Source organism: Arenibacter antarcticus, assembly GCF_041320605.1.
Lineage (GTDB): Bacteria > Bacteroidota > Bacteroidia > Flavobacteriales > Flavobacteriaceae > Arenibacter > Arenibacter antarcticus.
This window is the reverse complement of sequence record NZ_CP166679.1, coordinates 1,193,433-1,216,717: the sequence shown is the minus strand read 5'-3', so window position 1 is coordinate 1,216,717 and position 23,285 is coordinate 1,193,433. Positions and strand designations below refer to the sequence as shown.

The window sequence follows — 23,285 nt, the reverse complement described above, 5'->3', positions numbered from 1 at the left end:
AGTGTCCGGTTGAGCGCAGTCGAAATCTAAACCATTTAGCGTCAATTAGGGCTTCAGTCCAGACATCCACCCTATCCATTGGTCTGTCCAACTAGCGAGGTGAGGGTCAGATAATCCCAAAGCAAAACCATGTCCGCCAGTGGGATAGATATGCATTTCTGCGGCGACCTTGCTTTTGCGTAGCGCGGCATAAAAAAGAAGGCTATTTTCTACAGGCACTGCGGTGTCGTCCGTAGCGTGGACCAAAAAAGTGGGGGGAGTGTCTACTGTTACTTGTAGTTCATTGGAGAAATGATCTACCATCTTTTGGGACGGATTCTCGCCCAATAGGTTTTTTCTAGAGCCACCATGGGTATTAATTTCTCCCATGGTAATAACTGGGTAGGCCAAGGTCATAAAGTCTGGACGTGCGCTAAGTTGGTCAATTTCGTCCTGTTTGGCATATACCGCTTCGTTATAATGGGTACCCAAGGTAGAAGCTAAATGTCCGCCGGCAGAAAAGCCAATGATACCAATGTTATTGGAGTCAATATTCCATTCCATTGCTTTAGAACGGACAAGTCTCATAGCGCGTTGCGCATCCTGTAAGGGAACCTTATGCTTTTCGGTCGCCGATTTAGAACTGGGCAAACGGTATTTCACCACTATTCCTGCAATGCCTTTGGAATTTAGAAGCTTGGCGAAATCCGTTCCTTCCCAATCATAGGCCAAAATTCCGTATCCTCCACCTGGAAATATCAAGACAGCTTGTCCCGTAGCTATTTTTTTGGCCGGAAGGTATACTTCTATTGTAGGAGTCTGCACTTTTGAAATCCTTAGAATATTCTCATTTACGATTTCTTCAATTTCATCAGACTTTATAGAGTTCGGGATTTCTTTGGGCCATAAAGGTAAAACAGAATTTTGGGAAAAAATGGTCATAGTGGAAAAGCAGGTAATAAGAAAAACAAATGGTTTCATGGAATTATAAATCAGGTTGGTAGTGTTAAAGATAAATAATATGAATGAAGATAGAATAGTGTTTAAAAAATAAATTCCTAGGGGGTACTCGATTTATATTATTGGGTGTAAATAAAGTTTTTAACCAACATAATATAGAGTAGGCAAAATAATAAAAGGATTTGCCGTATATTAATACCAAAGGAGATAAATAGAACTCCAGTCCTTATAATTTGGACGTTTAGAACTCTAACAGTATAAAAATATGAAAATTGTAATTCTTTCCCAAAATCCCAAATTGTATTCCACCAGACGTCTTGTTGAGGCAGGTGAAAAAAAGGGGCATGAAATGTTGGTCGTGGATCATGGTAAATGTGATCTTGTTATTGAAAAAAAGAAGCCAGGACTTATATATAAAGGGGAGGAGATTAAGAATGTAAATGGTGTGATTCCGCGTATTGGTGCTTCCATTACTTTTTATGGCACTGCAGTGGTAAGGCAATTTGAGATGATGAAAGTTTTTACTGCCGTGGAATCCCAAGCGTTGGTCCGCTCACGTGATAAGTTGCGAAGTCTCCAAATATTGTCGCGGGCTGGTCTGGATTTGCCAAAAACTGTATTCAGCAATTATTCTAGAGATGTGGCTACCATTATAGATAACGCCGGGGGCGCTCCTGTGGTTATAAAATTGTTGGAAGGTACTCAAGGCCTTGGGGTGGTCCTAGCAGATAATAGGAATTCCGCCGAGTCGATCTTAGAAGCTTTTAACGGGTTAAAGGCTAGAGTAATTGTCCAGGAATTTATAAAAGAGGCCAAAGGAGCTGATATCAGGGCCTTTGTTATAGAAGGTGTGGTCGTAGGTGCTATGAAGAGACAAGGAAAAGAGGGAGAATTTAGGTCTAACCTACACCGTGGTGGGTCTGCTAATATTATAGAACTTACTGATGAAGAAGAGAATGCTGCCATTAAGGCTGCACGCGTAATGGGACTTGGAGTGGCAGGTGTGGATATGCTGCAATCAGCTAGGGGACCATTGATTTTAGAAGTAAATTCGTCTCCCGGTTTGGAAGGGATAGAAGCTGCGACCGGAAAAGATATTGCTGGGCTTATGATAAAATATGTGGAAAGACATGCCGAATAGTAAAATGGAGTTATTAGGGCAAGCTATTTTGCCTGGAAAAGGCTTTTTGCTAAATTTAGATATAGCAAAATTGCATACGGGGACAAAAATTGAAGTTCCCATTATTGTACAGAGAGGTAAGAAACCAGGACCTGTTTTATTGATTACGGGTGGGATTCATGGGAATGAAATTAACGGGGTGGAAATCATTCGCCAATTAATTTCAAAAAAATATAACAGGCCAGATTGCGGAACGGTCATTTGTATCCCAGTGGTCAATATCTTCGGTTTTCTAAACCAAACTAGACAGTTTCCCGATGGCCGGGATCTCAATAGGGTATTTCCCGGGAGTCCCCGTGGTTCTTTGGCTAGTAGGTTTGCCTATCATATCATGAAAGAGATAGCGCCTATGGTAGATTATTGTATCGACTATCATACGGGAGCGGAAAGCCGATTTAATGCACCGCAAACTAGGGTAAATAAGGACGATATAGAAAGTAAAGAATTGGCAAAAGTGTTTGGCGCCCCCTTTGTAGTATTAGCAAATACGAGGGAGAAATCTTTTCGGGAGGCCTTGGCCAATATGGGGAAAAAAGTATTGCTTTTTGAAGGAGGAAAATCCTTGGATATTAATGATAGGGTTACACAATCGGGAATTTCAGGTGCGCTACGGGTGATGGACCATTTGGGAATGAGGAGCTTTGCCGAGGAACTAAAATCCATGGAGGGAAGGTCCCTTCAACCTGTAACCATTGAATCATCTCAATGGGTTAGAGCAAAATATTCGGGGATGTTTCACCCTTTTATTGCTTTGGGGAGTCACGTAAAAAAAGGAGACCTATTAGGGAGTGTGTCCGATCCGTTTGGCAACTTTGAACGCATTATTAAAGCAGCTGCCAATGGCCATGTCATTTGTATAAATCAATCTCCTATAGTTAATCAGGGGGATGCGATTTTCCATATCTCCCAAGAATAACCACATGTAAGTTCGTTAAAGTATATTGAAAATATTATCTGAACCCTACCAACCATGAGTTTCATCATTAGACTTTTTATGATTGGAATTGGATTTTTAGTCAAATTCTTTCACAATTTGATAGCCGTATAGACTACCATGTCTGAGGACAAAAAGTAACATGTAGCGATAAAAAGCTTGCCCACTTTTATGGGCAATGGCTTTATTATCATTGATTAATAAGTAATGGTAGCTAGCTAAGCCTGCTTTACAAGTGTAAAGGCCCTTATTTAATAGCTGCCTCGTCCCATACCTTTCCTGTTTTTTCATCGATCATCTGGATGGAAACCTTTTCCCCATCGATCTTTACGGAAAGTACATAGTACATGGCTTCGGGGATATCTGTAACGGTACCGTCCATAGCGTGAAATTTATAAGGGGCAACTCCCTCTTTAAGGTCCTCATCTGTCCGTTTGCCATAGTAAGCATCTCCTGTAATGGCATCTTTTTCTCTTTTCAACTTGTAAATACTAGCCCCTGCACCAGCGGAAATAATATAGGTAGTATTTTTTCTTTTGGTACGGTGATAAATATGATCATGACCGCTAAAAACAGCAGTGACATTGTATTTGTCATATAATTTGGTGGTGGCTGTTTCTTCACCCTCCACATCGTCATAAGATTTGCTGCCTAAGGTATAGTGTGGACGGTGTTTGTAAACAAAAATGTGCTTTCCCTTCGCTTTGCGTAGTTCGCGCTTTAACCATCTTAATTTTTTAGGATCGTCCTTTACTTTTGGCCAAGGAAGGGCAATAAATTTAGCGTTGCCATAAGTAAAACTGTACATTTCCTTTTCCATTCCAAAGAAATTGGAGAAGTTCTCTATACCATCTTCCCCGCCAGATTCTTCGTGGTTTCCAACGGTGGGCCACATTGGATATTTTCGCATAAACCATCCTCCATCCTCGTCTAGGGTCTTGTAATCCACTTTACCCTGATCTCCTGCACCTCGGTTCACTAGATCAGCGGTAGTAATACAAAAATCAGGTTGAAGCATGTCCGCTCTTTTAAGAACATCGGGAAAATGTATAGACCCCTTACTGTCCCCAAACACCAAGAAGTGCATCTTAGTGGGCTTCTTTCCCTTCTCTGCCCTTAGCCGTTCCATTTTTGGTTCAGGATTATAGGGATTGTCAATTTTCTGAGAAAAACAGGACATCCCAATTAAAAGGGCTAACCCGCTTATTAAAATCGTTTTAAAATTAGGCATTGGTTGGTTTTTTAGTGGTTAATTTTCTTATTTATCCTTTCGGAGAATCTCTATTAATTGCTAATGTAATATTTTTTAAACAAACCAATTGGTCGGATTGGTCGTGTAAGCGTTTCATCTATAGAGAATAAACTTAATGCGTTATTCAATATTCAGACCCTATGGTCTAAGCCATATTTCTTGTCCTGGATGGGTCTCAATAGCTATGGTCTCACCAACCCCTTTAATGTTGATACCCTCATCAATGAAAATATCCTTTTTGTTAAACGGATTTTTTAGTCTTAATTCTCCGCCTTTCTCAGAGATTATCTTTACCCATTTTACTTCCCCAGATTTCTTTTGAGCCGATATCAAGAAGGCTCCCTCTGTTCGTAATTGGCTAAATTCCACATTCTCCCAATCCTTAGGTATGGCTGGAAATATTTTTATGGTTCCAGTATGGCTTTGTATTAGCATTTCCTGTAACCCAGATGCAAAGGCAAAATTACCTTCCAAGGTAAATGGCCTATACGTTAAATCTGATTTCCCGGTTCCCGATTGATCCCCGTTTACATGGAAACTATTGGGCAGAACAAAAGAAGTGGCAAAATCTTTTAATGCTTTTGCGGCTCCTTTACCATCTAGGGCCCGTGCTTTTAAATTGCCCAACCAACTAAAAGAATAGCCTACCCATTGTCCAGAACCTATTTCGTCCAAATTGGCAATAGTCTTTTGTATAATCTGTTTTTCTTCTTCTCCATGGGAAACATCTAAAAGTCCAAGGGGATGAATGGCCATAAGATGAGAAAAATGTCGGTGCGATTCGTTATACGGAAGGCTTGGAGATACCATTAACCCATTTTCATCAATGGCATACTCTGGCCATTCTTTTAAGGTAGCATTCCATTTATCGGCCTCTTCCTTTAAACCTAATTCCATGGCCAATTCAGCGGCATGGGAATAGGTCCACCTTATTAGGGAAAGGTCAAAATTGGTGATATCGGCAAACCAAGCATTGTGAGCGTTGTTATGGATTTCTGGACTAGAGCTCATCGGAAGTTTTCGCTTGCCATTTTCGTCCATTTCCGACAATTCATCAAAATGGAGGGCTACGTCCTTGATCCAAGGATAGGCTTCGTTCTTAAGAAATTCCCTGTCCATAGAATAACGCCAGTGCAAGTAAAAGTGTTGTCCCAACCAGGCTCCAACTGTTGGTCCAAAGGAGTATTGTATCCAGCCACCCATAGGGTCTCCAGTTAAGGTGGTCACTCCTGGAACGTTTAGACCGTTGGTGCCGTAATAATCTTTGGTGTATTTCTTAAACGTTGATTTGTAGGTACTCATCCAATCTATAAACCCCTGTTCTAAGGCAAGGTGGTTCCCTGAATAAGCGGGCCAATAACTTAATTGGGTGTTTAGATCGTGATGAAAATCGCCCTTCCAAGGTGGTAATTTCCCATTGTCTGCCGTCCACACACTTTGCAGGGAAATTGGGGGTGCTCCTTGTCGTGCCGCCGAGCCAAATTTGTACATTTCCATATACCATTGGTGCTGTAAAATGGGATCTGGTACGCTAACCGTAGATTGATTCCAGAAGTTATGCCACCAATTTGTGTGACTTTCCAAAGCAGTAGATATTCCAGATTTAAGGCTATTGGCAACAACTTGTTGGGCAGTCTTAGCTGTATCCGATGCCGAATTTTTTGAGCTGATACTCCAACTGCCCTTTAAATGGGTAGGAGTGGGCTCCCATTGGGTGTGCACTTGAAATCTAAAGTCTTCCCATCCCTGCTGGTCATAGGTAATGGTATTCTCCTTTTGAGTGACCCTTCCTCCATCATAATCTAATCTTCGGAGGTCTTGTCCCGCTACAGGATCTTCATTTCCCGCTTGTTGTAGGGATACGTATGGAGGGGGGATGATAGTGGGATTTAGGTCGCTGTTTACGTTTTCAAAAGAATACCAGCCAACAGGCTCCGTAGCGTGTACAAAGGTTTTAAGAGTAGCCCCATTTTTCCATTTAATTTCGCATACTGCCGTAGCAACATTTAATTTTACGTAATCTACCTCCCCAAGTCCGCTTATGTCAAATTCCAAGGCGCCACCAGGAATTTTGGAAGGTGCTGGTAATTGGTCATAAGGTAGGTCATAGCGATCCTGTACATTTTTATAGGTATCATTTTCCCATTGTTGTTCTACCCAATCGAACCCGTACTCCTTAAAATTTAAATTTTCCATAGGGCGTAGGTCCCATAAGTCTGCCCTGTCTAGGGAAAAGCGCAGCTTTCCATTTTTCTCCCATATAAGCGCACCTACTGTGGCATTTCCTAAGGGGATGGCTTCGTCCCAAGAGGAGGCTAATTCGTTGAATTTAAGTTCATACTTTGGAATACGGTCCAGTTCCGTATTTGTAATGTCCTTCTTGCAACTTACAAGTAAGCATATGCATAGGAGCGGGAATATTATTTTATAGTTCATTGGATCTGGTTAAGCTATTGAGTATTTTCCCTTGCATGAATTTTGATAAATAGTAGATTTTATTCTGTTAATCTGCGGGTTTTTTAGCGCGCCCCAATATACCTAACCTGCAAGAATAGAGCAACTAATACGAAAACTATGTTCAATATTTTTTTTGCTCTTTTTCGGGTGTTCTTAATTTTATGAGGTGATTTGATTACGGGAAACCGTGTATTCGGAACCAAGGCTTATAATCACTTGAAATAAAACTGGAAATACAATTAGTGGTAAAAAAAAATCTGGACACCTTTTAGGTTCCAGATTCTCTAAAACTAACTCAATTAACATTTGACGCCTTTATCCGCGCCAATTATTTTTCACTAATCTTAGCTATAAATAGGTGAAGAATTTGACCTGAATTACCTATCCAAGTGTTAATGGTACTATTTATTTTGCTTATAAGGAATCGAATTATAATTTCATTAAAAAACGGAACTGTGAATTAATGAGGTATATTTTAATATTGTTATCCAATGAGCTTTTTACGGATAATGAATAGAACAAATTGGCAAGGACATGGGTATTACAATACTTTATCCATGTCCTGCCAAGTTGTAAGGCTCTTATGTATGCCTAATAGTATTATGTGTCACTATCGAAATTAGTATCCTGTGTTTTGTGCTAGATTAGGGTTGTTCTGCATTTCAGATGTTGGTATCGGAAACAAAAGTTCCCTATCTGAAAGCGCTTTATTTGTTAAGTATGAAAAATTATGGCCCACAAATTCTTCCAATGTATTGGCTTCAGGGTCATACGCCTTTCTCCACCTAACCATGTCGTACCATGTCTGGTTTTCAAAACTTAACTCATGAACTTGCTCAATTCGTACTGCAGTCCTAAAGTCGCCTTGTGAGAGACCAGCCAAATCGTTAATTTCAGCACGTTGCCTAATTAGATTAACTGCACTATATGCATCTGTTGAAGGCGCTCCTTCAGCTTCGTTTTGCGCTTCCGCGTACATCAGTAATACATCGGCATATCTGTAGATGCTCCAATTCAAGTCGGACTGGGCGCTCGCTTCATTCGCTTCAATATCAAAAAGCTTATAGATATACGGTGCTCCTAGATTTATACTGTTGTTTCTATCAGCCTCTAAGGAATAGCTTGTAAAATAGAATTGCTTTTCTTCAGCACGTTTGTCACCCACCTCGTAGGAGCTTGCAAACTCATTTGTTGCAAATATGCCGCCAGTTTGAGACGAATAGGCTGATATTCCTAGGTTATATGGCAATATTGCTGGCTGCCAGTTACCTGATTGAATATTCGCCGCATATTGGGTCATGAAGATGTATTCTCCTGTATTTTTAGTAGCAGGGTCATGTAGTTCATCATAGGTGTCAAAAAGCCTAAATTCTCCTGAATCGATTACCTCTTTAGCCTTGGCGGCTGCAAGCGCAAAATTCTCAGTCTTTTGGAGTGGGTGGCCTGCCATGGTCAAATATACATCTGCCAATAGCGTTTTAATTGCTCCCATTGAAACTCTTCCTGATTCATTTTTCCAAGGTAGACCGGCGTTCTCTGCTTCTTTAAGATCGCTAACGATTAAATCATAGACTGCCTCAGGGGAAGATTGTTGAGGGTATAATTGCTCCGAGCCCAAATCGACCGAATTGGTAATGATAGGAATGTTTCCGAACATGCGTACCAAGCCAAAATAATAGTAAGCTCTAAGGAATTTAGCTTCAGCCAAATATTTTTGCTTCACTGTCTCGTCCATATTAATTTCAGGGATTTTTTCAATTGCCAAGTTGGCCCTAGAGATTCCTGAGTAATAGCCGGTCCAGAAACTGTTGCCATATCCATTGTCTGAATTGTTAATTAAATCTTTAACCAAGTATATATTCGTAGCCTGCCCTAAGGAGGTATTGGCCAAGCCTGTGGCAAATTCCAACATTAACCATGGGCCTCCACCAAATCCACTTTCGGTAATTGAAATCAAAGGTTGGTATATCCCATTTACAGCGCTCTTGGCATGTTCAGCCGTTGTGAAGTAGGTGTCGGTAGTGAAGTTAGACGCATCCTCTTCATCTAAAAAATCACTACATGCCGTTATGCATGATAATGCGGTTACTACGGCTATAGTTCTTATAAAGTTTCTATAGATATTCATTTTTTTATCTTTTATATGGTTATAGTCCAACATTTAATCCTAGCATAAAGGTACGGGGTCTCGGATAATCGTAAAGGGAGAATCCTTGGTCGAAAGCCCCACCACCATTCGAACTTTCAGGGTCATACCCTGGATAATTCGTTGCTACAAAAAAGTTCTGAACTGAAGTATATACTCTTATGCGATTCAAGTGCAAACGCTGGACCAATTCAGGTTTAAAAACATAGGATAGCATCAAATTTCTTCCTCTTAGAAATGAAGCATCCTTTAATTTTCCTGAATCGTTATTAGTGTCATATCCGGCAGCAATAGGTCTTATCTGGGCAATATGGGTATCCTGATTTTCAGGAGTCCACGCATTTAAAACAGTCTTGAAACTATTGGCAATTGTTTGACGGTCTTCAGAAGAATGTTCGTCTCGGTACATCACACTATTGCCATATTGAAACTGCAGGTCAACCAGTAGCTCTAGATTGCCATATCTGAAGGTATTTGAAAAGGTTCCGAAACCGTCGGCTATACCTTTTCCGATGATTGCCCTATCATCGCTATTGATGGCCCCATCATTGTTGAGGTCGCGGTATTTGATGTCGCCGGGCAACCTGTCATAGATTGCTGCCTGGGCTGCCTCATCGGTGTTCCATGTGCCCTCATCGATATATCCGAAGAAAGTACCGACAGGTTCACCAACACGGATCAATGTTGACCCCAAGAATATATCGGAGCCTCCTGAAAGCTCAACTACTTTATTTTTATTAATTGAAATATTGAAGTTGCTGTTCCAGCCAAAAATTTCATTATCTATATTGGTAGTATTCAAATTAACTTCAATACCCTTGTTTTCCATACTTCCCACGTTTCTAAATACATTGGTAAAGCCACTTGAAGAGGGTACGGGGGCATTTAAGAGCATATCGGTGGTCAACTTTCTATATACATCAATTTCTAACCCAATACGATTATTGAATAGGGCTATTTCAAGACCGGCATCTACCTGGTCCGTTTTTTCCCATTTTAAATCCGGATTGGCCATACGTCCTGGGACGGTATAGGGAGAACGAGCGCCATCAAAAATCACCGTGCCATTGGACAAGCCGGCCAATGCTCTGTAAGCTGGTATTTCAGAGTTGCCTGTTGTACCGTAACTTGCTCTAAGCTTTAGATTGGAAATAGCAGAAGCTTCTTGTAAAAAATCCTCTTCTGATACCCTCCATGCCAATGCCGCCGAAGGGAAAAATGCAAATTGATTTTCTGGTCCAAATTTTGAAGATCCGTCAGCTCTACCTGTAAGAGTGAACAAGTATTTGTTCTTGTAGTTATAGTTGACACGCCCAAAATAAGAGTTTAGCCCGTAAGCGATTTTACTGGAAGACGGCGCCTGTGGGTTGGACCCTGCCCCGAGGTTGTTAAAACCGTAAAAGTCATCGGCAAACCCACGGGTGGATGCCCTTGCGCTAAACTCATCTATATGTTGCCAAGAAAGGCCTAACATGGCCGATAATGAATTGTCACGATCAAAATCTTTGGTATAGGTCAAATAGTTTTCAAACTGCCATGAGTTATAACGAGCGTTGTCTACATATGCGGCTCCATCGGGCATAGCTATATATCTTAGGTCCTTACCTCCGTAATAATCATTTCTTTGATTAAGGATATTGGCGCCTAGAGTAGTTCTTAATTGAAGGTTTTCATTGAATTTAATATTGCTATAGAAATTCCCTAGAACAGTCTGGGTCTTTAGGAAATATCTGCGATCATTTGCTACCGCCACAGGGCTGCCGCCTCCTTCCATCCCTGGATAGTGTATGTTGGATCCCCAACTGCCGTCTTCATAACGGACCGGTATAATCGGTAGGGCTTCATAAACTTGGCGCATTGTAGTGATACCACCGCCACCAAGTTGGTCTACTTGCTTTTCGTTTTGGTCGTTATAGCTTAAACTTCCTCCAATCTTTAACCAGTCGGTAACATCGGTATCTAATGTAAATCTACCAGAATAGCGTTTCAGCCATGATTCTATGATTAGTCCCTCTTCATCCCTGAAACCCATAAATAGTCCGAAATTGGAGTTTTCATTACCACCAGTAAAAGAAAGTTGGTGATTTTGGATAAAAGCGTCCCTAATTGCTTCATCCTGCCAATCGGTATCATAAAGTGGGTTGCCGTTGGTGTCAAAAAGTCTAGGATCCGTTCTCTTTAATCTAGGGTCGGTATATCTTCCACCTGCCCACCCATCGGGGTCGTACTTTTCAGCATTGGCATATGCGATTTCCTCAACACGCAGAAACTCTTCTGAATTCAATAAATCAAGTTTCTTTGGTAATGTCCCTAAGCTGAAATCTACATCATAACTAATATTGGTGCGACCAGTAGTGGTGCCTTTTTTGGTGCTCACCAGAATTACCCCATTGGCGCCTCTTGCACCGTATATGGCTGTCGCGGAAGCATCTTTTAAAACTTCAATAGATTCGATATCATTGGGGTTCATGTAATCTATCGGAGTACTGCCATTGGGTAGGCTGGCGGCACTCAGTATTACACCGTCAATTACGTAAAGTGGTGTATTGGCGATGCTTACCGATGTATTTCCACGGATCCGTACGGCTGTTCTACCCCCAGGTCTTCCCGAGCCAGAAGTAACGTTCACACCGGAAACCCTACCGGCAATGGCCTGGTTCAATGAGGCTGCCGGTCTTTCTGCCAATTCTTCTGCCTTAACGGAGCCCACGGCGCCGGTGAGGTCACTTTTTTTCTGTGTTCCGTAACCGATTAACACTACCTCATCCAGTCCGGAAGCGCTTTCTTCCAAGCTAACGGCAACAGTGTTTTGTCCGTTGAGGGGGACTTCTTTAGAAGCAAACCCAATGTAAGAAATAACAAGGGTTGCATTTACATTGGCAACATTAATTGAAAAATTACCGTCAAAATCAGAGGTAACCCCATTACTGGATCCTTTTTCTACGATGTTTGCTCCGGGGAGTGGACTACCGTGAGTATCCGTAATTGTTCCGCTAACCGAATGTTGTAGAGCACTAGCATTTATAAGGTCTAATGTTGGTTTCGTGGTCTCTGCGTAAGAATTAGCTTGAATTTTAAATAGTGAAATTACAAGCAAAAGGGCGGTCAGTTTCATCTTTAAATGATACTTGCTTGGCCAATCCGAGGGGAAAGGCTCCGCTGAGTTTAATTTTTTCATGTTTTTGGTGTTTTGTTAGTTGGCTAATTTTTTACATCACTTTCTTAAACTGCGAATTCGCCAATAATAATAGATTATTTGTGAAAGTGAATCCTTTGATGTTTCTCTTTTTCAATACATTTTCATAAGTGTTTTTATTAAGTTAGTTTAGTTAGTTGTGATTCCTTTGTAAATTCAGATAACCTTATACCCAAGAGCTTACTAATTCTTTTAGAGCATTTTTAAATAGCCCTTATACAGTTTCGATTTTTGGAATTAATTAGTGATTATAACTGTATCCTTTATGTGTAAGTAGTTATCTGTAAAAAAAGGAATATTCGAATATATTTGGTATTTATTTATGAGTCAACCAAATAACAAGCAATTTACGATACTTTTTTTGCCCAAGTCGTAAAATTGGTCAAAAGTGAGTATATTTATAGTCTAAAATAGATTGTTTTAGTTGTTTATCTATACCATATTATGAAACTACATTTACTTGATAGGACCAGTTTGCAAAATAGTTCCTTCACTGTTACCCAAAACAGTTTTCCCTATTTTTTAAAAGTGTGGCATTATCATCCAGAATTGGAATTAGTGTATATTGTAAAAAGTACGGGAACCCGATTTATAGGGGATGGAATTGAGAAGTTTGAGGAGGGTGAATTGGTGCTTCTAGGTGAAAATCTGCCTCATATGTGGCTCAATGATGAAGTTTATTTTGAAGACCATTCCGAATTGTCTTCCGAGGCGATCGCCATCCATTTTAAGGAAGATTTTTTAGGGATGGATTTTTTAAAGACTATGGAAATGAAATCCATTTCCCAATTGATAAAAAGAGCAAGCCAGGGAATTAAATTTGTAGGTATAGATACTACTGTACTCACGAAGATTAGGGGCCTGCTCACTTTGGACCCGTTTAACAAGACGATAAGGCTTTTAGAAATTCTTCAGCTACTCGCCATTCATGAGGAATACCAATTATTATCCAGTCCGGGGTTTTTAAATTCGTTTAATAAAACGGATAATAAGAATTTGGATGAAATCTATGAATTTATTTTCAAAAACTTTAATCAACCCATAGGCTCTAAGGATGTGGCGGAAATAGCCAAGATGAATCCCTCGGCCTTTAGCAGGTTCTTTAAAAGGATTCACAGGAAGACATTTACGAGCTACCTTAATGAAATAAGAATTGGGTATGCCTGTAAATTGTTGATAGAGAATAGGGATAATATTACCCCGGTCTGTTATGAATCGGGATTTAATAATATTTCCAATTTTAACCGACATTTTAAATCAATAATGGGCATGTCTCCTTCTGCTTATATTAAACTTCATACTCAAAAACAGGATTAGAACTATAAAAAGGTCAAAAAAGTATCAGAAATGAGACTTGTGGTGGTTGAGATGTTGTAGGGTTAGTTTTAATTTTGTTTGTCTAATACATTATGCAATGAGTAGTAAAACCATAATCACGGATGTTTTAGTAAAAGATGTCCGATTCCCTACTAGTAAATCCTTAGATGGTTCGGATGCAATGAATCCTGATCCGGATTATTCCGCGGCCTATGTTATTTTGAAAACGGACCATCCAGACGGTTTGGAAGGTCATGGGCTTACCTTTACTATAGGTAGGGGCAATGAACTTTGTGCAGCGGCGATCCACTCCCTTGCTCCTTTGGTGAAAGGAAAATCTATGGAAAGCTTTATCCAGAACATGGGAGCTTTCTGGAAGATGATTACCGGAGACAGTCAGTTGAGGTGGTTAGGCCCGGAGAAAGGGGTGATCCATCTTGCCACTGGTGCCGTTGTAAATGCAGTTTGGGATCTATACGCTAAAATGGAAAAGAAACCGCTATGGAAATTGTTGGCGGACATGTCTCCAGAGGAGTTGGTGTCCTGTATCGATTTCACGTATATTACAGATGCTATTACACCTGATGAGGCCCTGCAGCTTTTGAAGGTAAAAGAGGCTGGGAAGCAGGAAAGAATAGACTATTTGCTTAAAAATGGTTATCCTGCCTATACGACTTCTGCTGGATGGTTGGGTTACTCGGATGATAAGATGAGGCGCCTCTGTAGGGAGGCAAAAGAAGCTGGATTTAAGCATATGAAAATTAAGGTAGGTTCTGATTTACAAGACGATATGCGACGCGCAGCTATTATCCGGGAAGAAATTGGATCAGATCTAAAATTGATGATGGATGCCAATCAGAAATGGGATGTGGACGAGGCGATAACCAATATGGCAGCACTTAAGAAGTTTGAGCCATGGTGGATTGAAGAGCCTACTAGTCCCGATGATATTTTGGGTCACGCTAAAATAGCAAAGGCGGTCCACCCAATAAAAGTAGCTACCGGTGAGCACTGCCAGAACAGGGTGATGTTTAAGCAATTAATGCAGGCCGATGCCATTGGTATCTGCCAAATTGATAGTTGTAGGGTTGGTGGCGTAAATGAAATTTTGGCCATCCTTTTAATGGCGGCTAAATTTAATATCCCTGTTTGTCCACATGCAGGTGGGGTAGGATTATGTGAATATGTTCAGCACCTTTCTATGATCGATTTTATTGCGATTAGTGGAACCATGGAGGATAGAATAATTGAGTATGTAGATCATTTGCACGAGCATTTTTACGACCCAGTGGTGATTAAGAACGGGGCCTATATGCCTCCTTCCATGCCTGGATATAGTATTACCATGAAGGAGCAATCCTTGGAGGATTACAGTTTTCCAAATGGTATTATTTGGCAGCAGGATGCGGCCGAAAAATCAAAGCAATAAAAAAAAGGATTTATAATAGAATATTAATCTGAACAAGAACATGACACTTTTTAGTTTAAAGAATAAAACAGCAATTGTTACTGGCGGGGCCAGTGGTATTGGAGAAGCCATTTCCAAAAAATTTGCGGCCCAAGGGGCGCAAGTGCATATATTGGAATTTAATGCGGAAAACGGAGATAGAACGGTAGCGGAAATTTCTGCTGCGGGAGGTAAAGCTACTTTTCACTCCTGTGATGTCTCCAATACGGAGCAAGTAGCTCAAATTGTGGCAACCATCGCCGAAAAACAATATATAGACATCCTTGTGAACAATGCTGGTATTGCCCATGTTGGGAACTTGGAAGGGACGGCTGTAGCCGATATGGACCGGATCTACAATGTAAATATTAAAGGAGTGTATAATTGTATGCACGCGGTAATAGGAAAAATGAAAGAAAAAGGTGGCGTAATAGTCAATATGGCCTCCATTGCTTCTTCGGTAGGAATATCGGACCGGTTTGCCTATTCCATGTCCAAAGGTGCGGTGATGACTATGACGCTTTCTGTAGCAAAGGACTATTTGGATCAGGGAATCCGTTGTAACAGTATTTCTCCAGCAAGAATCCATACCCCCTTTGTTGACGGATTTATAGGTAAGAACTATCCAGGAAAGGAAGCAGAGATGTTTGAAAAACTTTCTAAAACACAGCCTATTGGTAGAATGGGGAAACCAGAAGAAGTTGCTAATCTAGCATTGTATCTGTGTTCGGATGAGGCTTCCTTTATAACGGGAACCGATTTCCCAATTGATGGAGGATATATAAAGCTGAATGGATAGGTTTAGTGTGCTAATATATCAATGTGCTAATTTGTCAATTTGAAAAAGCGGTAATTTTTAGATGGGCAAATTAGACGATTATTAACAACCTAATCGTAAAGCCAATTACCAATAGTTCCTATTCCTGAGCAATCCGGAATTTTCCGTCCATTGCCTTTTGAGCTTACCCTGAGGAAATTGATTAGTAACAAAAGTGAATGAATAATAAAATGAATAAAGTATTTCAATTTTTAGCTATAGCAGTTTTTTTAACGGCTTGTTCCCAAAAACCAAAGTTTGATGCTTTGATTATGCCTGTTTCCAATACCATTCCCGTAAAGGATACGGATACCAAGGACTCCATCATTTTAAAAGCGGCGCATGTAGTTCCTACGTCTAACCAGTATGAGGCCTTAAAAAACGAATTTATCGCGTTTATCCATTTTGGACCTAATACTTTTACTAGAATGGAATGGGGAAATGGGATGGAAGATCCTACGGTATTCGACCTTCAGAATTTGGACACGGATCAATGGTGTAAGGCTATGAGTGATGCGGGAATGAAAAAAGTAATCCTTACGGTAAAGCACCATGACGGATTTGTACTGTGGCAAAGTAGATATACCGAACACGGAATAATGTCCACTCCATTTAAAGACGGAAAGGGTGATGTGTTAAAAGAGCTTTCGGAATCATGCGAAAAGTACGGTCTTAAACTAGGGGTGTATCTGTCTCCAGCAGATTTGTACCAGATAGAAAATGAGGAAGGCCTTTATGGGAACTTAAGTGAGTATACCGAACGCACCATTCCAAGAACGGTTGAAGGAAGGCCTTTTGAAAATAAGACCACCTTTAATTTTAAGGTAGACGATTATAACGAATACTTCTTAAATCAGCTTTTTGAGCTGTTAACCGAATACGGCCCAATCCACGAAGTGTGGTTTGATGGTGCTCACCCGAAACGCAAGGGGGGACAGACTTATAACTATTTGGCTTGGAAAAAATTGATAAGGACGTTGGCGCCAGAAACGGTAATTTTCGGTAAAGAAGATATCCGATGGTGCGGTAATGAAGCTGGGGATACAAGGGATACGGAGTGGAATGTAATTCCGTACTTAGAGGATCCAGCTAACCTGAACAGATTTGATGACATAACCGCTGAAGATATAGGAAGCCGTGAAAAACTGTATGAAGGCAAGTTTTTGCATTATCAACAAGCTGAAATCAATACTTCCATCAGAGAAGGTTGGTTTTATAGGGACGATACCGATCAAAAGGTGCGTAGCACAGACGATGTTTTTGATATTTACGAAAGATCTGTAGGTGGTAATACTACGTTCCTATTAAATATTCCTCCGAACAGAGAGGGGAGATTTTCTCCAGAAGATGTTCGAGTTCTGGAAGAAGTAGGGCAGCGGATAAAGGAAACCTATACGGATAATTTATTGGCAGGCGCTGATGGCCCCAAGATGGTCCTAGATACGGATACGGACAGCTTTGAGGTGTTCGACAAGGAGAATAGTGAAATTATCATAAGCACAAGGAATCCCATTACTCTAAATAGATTTGTATTACAGGAGGCTATAGCAACACATGGGGAAAGGGTAGAAAATCATGCTTTGGATGCTTGGATTAACAATGAATGGAAAGAAATAGCGGTATCCACTAATATTGGGTATAAGAGAATATTGCGATTCCCTGAAGTGACCACCAATAAATTAAGGGTGAGGTTGTTGCAATCTAGGTGGTATCCAGCCATTTCCAATATCGGGGCCTATTATTATAATACACGCCCCCCACAACTTACAATCGAAAGAAATGTAGATGGAATGGTAAGCATTTTCCCTAAAAAGGAAGATTTTGGATGGAAGCCCCATGGTCAGGATATTAGCGGAAATTTAAATGGGGAGTATACCATTAGGTATACCAAGGATGGATCCAATCCAACAGCAGATTCCCCTATCTATACAGAAAAGTTTTTATTTCCCTCAGGAGAGATAAAAGCAGTGTCCCAGATTAAGGAAGAAATGGGCAGTGTTGCCAATACCGAATTCGGGATTATCAAAAAGGATTGGAAATCCTTGGGTGAGGATAGCTATATCGGTGAACAAACAGCAGAAAAGGCCTTTGATGGCGATCCGGCCACTTTCTGGAGTTCCGGTGATAAGGGAGCCCCACATTATATCAATATCGATTTGGGAGAGGAGTATTCACTAAAAGGATTTACTTATACCCCACAGACGGAGTCTTCGGAAGGGATGATTCAACAGGGTCGGATACTATCTAGTGCTGATGGGAAATCTTGGAAAACGGTGGAGGATTTTGAATTTGGAAACCTGATTAACGATCCGGTGACCAGAAAGCATGACTTTAAATCGGCTATAAGTACTCGATATATTAGAGTGGAGTCCAAAGAAATTGCAGGTGGTAGTAAAGTTGCAGCTATCGCGGAGGTCGATTTTTTGGTAGATTGAAAATAGTATTGAGTACAAAGTATTGAGTAGTGAGATGTGGCTTCGGCCCCGCTCCGCCATTAGGTTTTGATGATGATTTAGTTTACCTGCCGATAGGCAGGCGTTGTCGAAATCGCATATAGTTGTGAGCCTAGTATCGACTAGTGAGAATTTAGGTAAGAAACTTTTATAATAGAAATGAAAAAAACAGTGCCATTTATTTTAGTGATAGCCTTATGCTTAATAGGGTGTTCCCCATCGGTATCCGATATTTATATAACGGCCAATGGGAAAGAATCTAAAGATGGAGAACTGGGTTTTAACGCTCTTGATGAAGGACTTAATGCCGTAGTTCAATTGAGAAGTGAAGGGGTTCAAAATACATTGACACTACACTTAATGGAAGGGGAGTATCGGTTAAGTTCCCCAATTAGGATTCAACCAGAACACGGACCTTTAAAAATAGTTGGCAAAGGTGCAGATAAGACTATAATTAAAGGTTCTAAAGTGCTTACCCCTAAATGGGAAAAGTACAACGATAATATATGGGTAGCACAATTACAAAAAGAGGATAAGTTTGATCAGCTTTTTGTTGATGGAAAACAGCAAATATTGGCCCGTTACCCCAATTATGATGAGAATGGAGGGCACTGGCAAGGTCATGCTGCCGATGCCATATCTCCAGAAAGAATAAATACTTGGGCAAATCCTGAAGGAGCCATAATTCATGCGATGCATAGTGGGGAGTGGGGTGGATTCCATTACGTTTCTAGAGGGGTTGATGAAAATGGCAAACTTATATTGTCTGGTGGACATCAGAATAACCGTCCTTCAGATATGCACAATAAGTATCGCATGGTTGAGAATGTATTTGAAGAATTAGACGTTCCAGGGGAGTGGTATTTAGATAAAGACTATAAGTTGTTTTATTGGCCCAAAGAGGGAAACACTATTACCAATGCCCTAATGGAAGGAGTTCAACAAAAGCATTTATTAGAGATAGTGGGCGTTGAGGAAAATCCGGTGCGTGATATTCAAATAAGTGGAATACGCTTTGAACATGCTCAACGTACAATTATGGAAGATTATGAACCTTTGCTTAGAAGCGATTGGACCATCTATAGAGGTGGCGCCATTTTTTTGGAAGGGACACATAATGTAAGTGTTCAGAATTGTGAACTGACCAACCTGGGGGGGAATGCCATCTTTGTAAGTAATTTTAATAGGGAAGTAACCCTATCCGAAAACCATATTCATAACGTGGGGGCATCGGGCATTAGTTTCGTAGGAAGTCCCGAAGCGGTGCGGTCACCTTCATTTCAGTATGGAAAATTTGTTCCCGTAGCAGAAATGGACACCGTTAAAGGACCAAAAAACAATACCTATCCCAGTAATTCTGTTGTAGATAATAATCTGATTCATCGTACGGGAAGAGTAGAGAAACAAACGGCGGGTGTGCAAATTGCCATGGCCATGGATATAACCGTAAGTCATAACAGTATTTATGATGTTCCTAGAGCGGGGATAAATATTGGGGACGGTACTTGGGGCGGACACATACTTGAGTACAACGATGTTTTTAATACTGTATTGGAATCTGGAGATCACGGGGCATTTAATTCTTGGGGTAGAGACCGCTTTTGGCACCCTAATCGGAATACGATGAATCAAATTGTGACCGATAATCCAGAGTTGCCAAAATGGGACGCCATCAAGACTACGATTATTAGAAATAATAGATTCCGCTGTGATCATGGATGGGATATAGACTTGGATGACGGTTCTTCCAATTATCATATCTATAACAATCTCTGTTTAAACGGAGGTATTAAATTACGGGAAGGATTTTATCGTACCGTAGAAAATAACATCATGTTGAACAACGGATTTCATCCTCATGTATGGTTTAAGAATAGTGAAGATGTATTTAAGCACAATATCGTTTTCACTCAGCATAAGGATATTCGCTTGGATGCATGGGGTAAAGAGATAGACTTTAACTTTTTTCCGGATGAAGAAAGCTTGTTATATGCTCAAAATAAGGGAGTCGATCAAAATAGTATGTATGGTGAGGTTCAATTCCTAAATGCAGAAGCCGGAAATTATAAGGTTAAAGAAGGTTCCCATGCATTGAAAATTGGATTCAAGAATTTTGAAATGGATCAGTTTGGAGTTACTAATGAAAAACTGAAGTCGCTTGCAAAAATTCCAGAGAACCCTCAGCTATTTTTCGGGGAAGACAGTGATAAGGAAGCAATATTCGATTGGTTGGGTGCTAAAATTAAAAATATCACCACCATGGCAGAACGGTCGGCATCTGGATTAAACAAGACGGCAGGTGTTTTATTAGTATCCATTGAAGGGGAATCCGTCGCTGGAAATTCGGAATTACAGCAAGGAGATGTCATTGTTCTAGCAGAAGGACACCAAATAGATACGGTCGCAGATCTTATGAAAGCGTACCAAACCTATAATTGGATGGGAAAATTAAACCTTACCGTAATAAGGGACCAGAAGGAAAATAAAATTATAATAAACACAAAAATCTAAACGCTGATCGGATATGAATAGTAGATTTTTAAGTTATTTAATTTTGGTTATAATGGCTGGGTCATTATCTTCCTGTGGTGCTACAAGCAAGACAAAAGTAAAAAAGGGAAAAATAATGCCCAATATCATCTATGTCCTTGCCGATGACCTTGGTTATGGGGATATCGCCATTTATAATCCTGATGGTAAGATAAAGACACCAAATCTAGATGCCATTGCTAAACAAGGGATGCGGTTTACGGATGCCCATACCTCCTCTGCGGTATGTACTCCCACTCGTTACGGAATCATAACGGGAAGGTATAATTGGAGAAGCCCCTTAAAAAGCAGTGTGCTTACAGGGAACTCTAAGGCGCTTATTCCCAATAATAGGACTACTGTAGCTTCATTGCTTCTAAAGGAAGGGTATGAAACCGCTTTTATTGGGAAATGGCATTTGGGCTGGGACTGGGCCCTTAAAGATCCCAAGGCTATATCTGGTGAAGGTTGGAATCCTAACGATTTTGAAAATATAAATTTTTCAAAAGCAGTAAAAAATTCACCCAAGGATTTAGGCTTCACCTATTCTTACGGACATAGCGGGTCGCTAGATATGGCCCCTTATGTTTATGTGGAAAATGGAATGCCTACTATGGTGCCCGATACGGTTACCGAAAGCAAAGATAAATATGGCTGGTGGCGAAAAGGTCCTACAGCCCGTGACTTCGATTTTGAGGATGTTACCCCCAATTTTTTCAGAAGATCCATTGACTATGTTAAAGAAAAATCCAAAAATGAAAACCCTTTCTTTTTATACTTGGCACTCCCTTCACCACATACCCCAATTCTACCCACCGAAGAATGGGCGGGAAAAAGTAATTTAAATCCTTATGGGGATTTTATGATGCTGATAGATGCCTATATGGGACAGTTGGCAGATGCAATTAAAGAATCGGGTATAGAAAATAATACTATCGTTATCTTTACGAGCGATAATGGCTGTTCACCAGCAGCAGATATTAATGAGATGCTAGCAAAAGGGCATAGTCCTAACGGAATTTACAGAGGTCACAAGGCCGATATTTTTGAAGGAGGACACCGAGTGCCGTTTATGGTAAAATGGCCATCCAAAATAAAAGCGGGTTCAGTTTCCGATAAAACGATTTGTACCACAGACCTCCTAGCTACATGTGCAGATATTGTTGGGGTAGATTTAATGGATAATGAGGCAGAAGATAGCTTTTCCATTTTACCCGTACTATATGATTCCAATTCTGAAGCCTATAGGAGAGAGGCTACCGTACATCATTCCATAAACGGAAATTTTGCGATTAGAAAAGAAAATTGGAAAATGATATTTAGTCCGGATTCCGGTGGATGGAGTGACCCCAAACCAAATTCGGAAAATATTGGGGAGCTTCCTAAATTCCAGTTGTATGACTTGGCTAATGATCCAAGTGAATCGACCAATCTTTATGGACAGTTCCAGGAAGTGGAAAAAGAACTTACGCAGTTGATGGTTGCCTATATTAAGAATGGAAGAAGTACGCCTGGGAAAAATCAGGAAAACGACCCAGAAGGTTATGGTAGTAAGAATTGGAAGCAATTGGAAGTTTTTGGTGATGAGTATTGAGTACAAAGTAGTGAGTATTGAGAGGTGGCTTTGACCATACCTGCCGATAGGCAGGCTCTGTAACCATCATTCTCGGAGATTAAGATTAGAATAAAAATCAATTTAAAAATAATAAAAAAATGAAATTAATTCGATTTGGAGAGGTAGGAAAGGAAAAGCCTGGTGTACAGTTGGAAAACGGTGCCAGGATAGACGTATCTGCATTTGGAAGGGATTACAACGAGGATTTCTTTGGAACAGACGGATTGGAGCAATTAAAAAAATGGTTGGCAGAAAATGAAAGTAACTGTCCTAAAGTAGCTGATAATGTTCGTTTGGGAGCTCCCTTGGTTAGACCCTCGAAAATTGTATGTGTTGGACTTAATTACGCGAAACACGCGGCTGAAAGTGGCATGGCGGTCCCTAAGGAGCCAGTATTGTTCTTTAAGGCTACTTCTGCAATAGTAGGTCCTAACGATGACCTTATCATTCCAAAAGGAAGTAAAAAAACAGATTGGGAGGTAGAATTGGCGGTTGTTATCGGTAAGAAAGCCTCCTATGTTTCGGAAGAAAACGCTATGGAACATGTTGCTGGTTACGTGCTGCACAACGATTATAGCGAAAGGGAATTTCAAATTGAACGGGAAGGACAATGGGTAAAAGGAAAGAGTTGTGACACTTTTGCGCCTGTAGGGCCATTTATTGCAACAAAAGATGAAATTAAAGACCCTAACAACCTGCACCTTTGGCTAAAGTTGAACGGGGAGACCGTACAGGATAGCTCTACCTCCGACTTTATTTTTAACATTCAGGAAGTAGTGAGCTATATCAGTCAGTTTATGACCCTTTTGCCAGGAGATATTATTTCTACTGGAACTCCGTTTGGGGTTGGTTTAGGATTTAATCCCCCTAAATACTTAAAACAAGGTGATGTGGTAGAATTAGGAATCGAAGGATTAGGAAGCTCCAAGCAGACAGCAAAGGCATACCAAGGTTAATAATTGATTTAGAAATTGAAATTGCCCTCATAAAATTAGTATGAGGG

General features: G+C 40.5%; 14 protein-coding genes. 9 read left to right on the top strand and 5 right to left on the bottom strand.

Going from position 1 to position 23,285, the window contains the following annotated elements; genetic code table 11:
• Positions 1–45: 45 nt before the first annotated feature.
• Positions 46–960, bottom strand: coding sequence for an alpha/beta hydrolase (locus tag KCTC52924_RS05075; protein WP_251806861.1), 915 nt, complete (start codon positions 958–960; stop codon positions 46–48).
• Positions 961–1,204: 244 nt separating this feature from the next.
• Here KCTC52924_RS05075 and rimK point away from each other — a divergent pair, with 244 nt between their 5' ends.
• Together rimK and KCTC52924_RS05065 are read left to right on the top strand one after the other, a co-directional pair.
• Positions 1,205–2,080 (top strand): 30S ribosomal protein S6--L-glutamate ligase, encoded by an 876-nt coding sequence (gene rimK / locus KCTC52924_RS05070; RefSeq protein WP_251806862.1) that lies wholly within the window; start codon positions 1,205–1,207, stop codon positions 2,078–2,080.
• Positions 2,070–3,035 carry a succinylglutamate desuccinylase/aspartoacylase family protein gene (locus KCTC52924_RS05065; RefSeq protein ID WP_251806863.1) on the top strand — a complete coding sequence of 322 codons (966 nt, stop codon included), beginning with the start codon at positions 2,070–2,072 and terminating at the stop codon, positions 3,033–3,035. Before rimK ends, KCTC52924_RS05065 begins: the two co-directional genes overlap by 11 nt.
• Positions 3,036–3,300: 265 nt before the next feature.
• Here KCTC52924_RS05065 and KCTC52924_RS05060 read toward each other — a convergent pair whose 3' ends face one another.
• The 4 genes from KCTC52924_RS05060 to KCTC52924_RS05045 all read right to left on the bottom strand — a co-directional run bounded on the left by KCTC52924_RS05060 (position 3,301) and on the right by KCTC52924_RS05045 (position 12,086).
• Positions 3,301–4,284, bottom strand: a complete 984-nt coding sequence (locus tag KCTC52924_RS05060; RefSeq protein ID WP_251806864.1) for a metallophosphoesterase — start codon at positions 4,282–4,284, stop codon at positions 3,301–3,303.
• Between the two features lie 159 nt (positions 4,285–4,443).
• The gene (locus tag KCTC52924_RS05055; RefSeq protein ID WP_251806865.1) at positions 4,444–6,741 is read right to left on the bottom strand and encodes a glycoside hydrolase family 95 protein; all 2,298 of its coding nucleotides are present in this window, start codon (positions 6,739–6,741) and stop codon (positions 4,444–4,446) included.
• A 640-nt stretch (positions 6,742–7,381) separates the two neighbouring features.
• Positions 7,382–8,890, bottom strand: a complete 1,509-nt coding sequence (locus KCTC52924_RS05050) for a RagB/SusD family nutrient uptake outer membrane protein (RefSeq protein WP_251806866.1) — start codon at positions 8,888–8,890, stop codon at positions 7,382–7,384.
• Positions 8,891–8,909: 19 nt separating this feature from the next.
• Positions 8,910–12,086, bottom strand: coding sequence for a TonB-dependent receptor (locus KCTC52924_RS05045; RefSeq protein WP_251806867.1), 3,177 nt, complete (start codon positions 12,084–12,086; stop codon positions 8,910–8,912).
• Between the two features lie 462 nt (positions 12,087–12,548).
• Here KCTC52924_RS05045 and KCTC52924_RS05040 point away from each other — a divergent pair, with 462 nt between their 5' ends.
• The 7 genes from KCTC52924_RS05040 (at position 12,549) to KCTC52924_RS05010 (ending at position 23,238) form a co-directional block, all read left to right on the top strand.
• On the top strand, positions 12,549–13,421 hold the full coding sequence (locus KCTC52924_RS05040; RefSeq protein ID WP_251806868.1) for an AraC family transcriptional regulator: 873 nt from the start codon (positions 12,549–12,551) through the stop codon (positions 13,419–13,421).
• A gap of 97 nt (positions 13,422–13,518) precedes the next feature.
• Positions 13,519–14,850 carry an L-fuconate dehydratase gene (locus KCTC52924_RS05035; RefSeq protein WP_251806869.1) on the top strand — a complete coding sequence of 444 codons (1,332 nt, stop codon included), beginning with the start codon at positions 13,519–13,521 and terminating at the stop codon, positions 14,848–14,850.
• A gap of 40 nt (positions 14,851–14,890) precedes the next feature.
• Entirely contained in the window at positions 14,891–15,667 is a 777-nt protein-coding gene (locus KCTC52924_RS05030; RefSeq protein WP_251806870.1) for an SDR family NAD(P)-dependent oxidoreductase, read from the top strand.
• A 209-nt stretch (positions 15,668–15,876) separates the two neighbouring features.
• Positions 15,877–18,120, top strand: coding sequence for an alpha-L-fucosidase (locus KCTC52924_RS05025; protein ID WP_251806871.1), 2,244 nt, complete (start codon positions 15,877–15,879; stop codon positions 18,118–18,120).
• A gap of 177 nt (positions 18,121–18,297) precedes the next feature.
• A complete protein-coding gene (locus tag KCTC52924_RS05020) occupies positions 18,298–20,649 on the top strand; it encodes a PDZ domain-containing protein (RefSeq protein WP_251806872.1) in 2,352 nt (783 codons plus the stop codon).
• Between the two features lie 13 nt (positions 20,650–20,662).
• Entirely contained in the window at positions 20,663–22,261 is a 1,599-nt protein-coding gene (locus KCTC52924_RS05015; RefSeq protein WP_370671516.1) for an arylsulfatase, read from the top strand.
• Positions 22,262–22,380: 119 nt separating this feature from the next.
• Positions 22,381–23,238 (top strand): fumarylacetoacetate hydrolase family protein, encoded by an 858-nt coding sequence (locus KCTC52924_RS05010; protein WP_251806874.1) that lies wholly within the window; start codon positions 22,381–22,383, stop codon positions 23,236–23,238.
• Positions 23,239–23,285 lie beyond the last annotated feature (47 nt).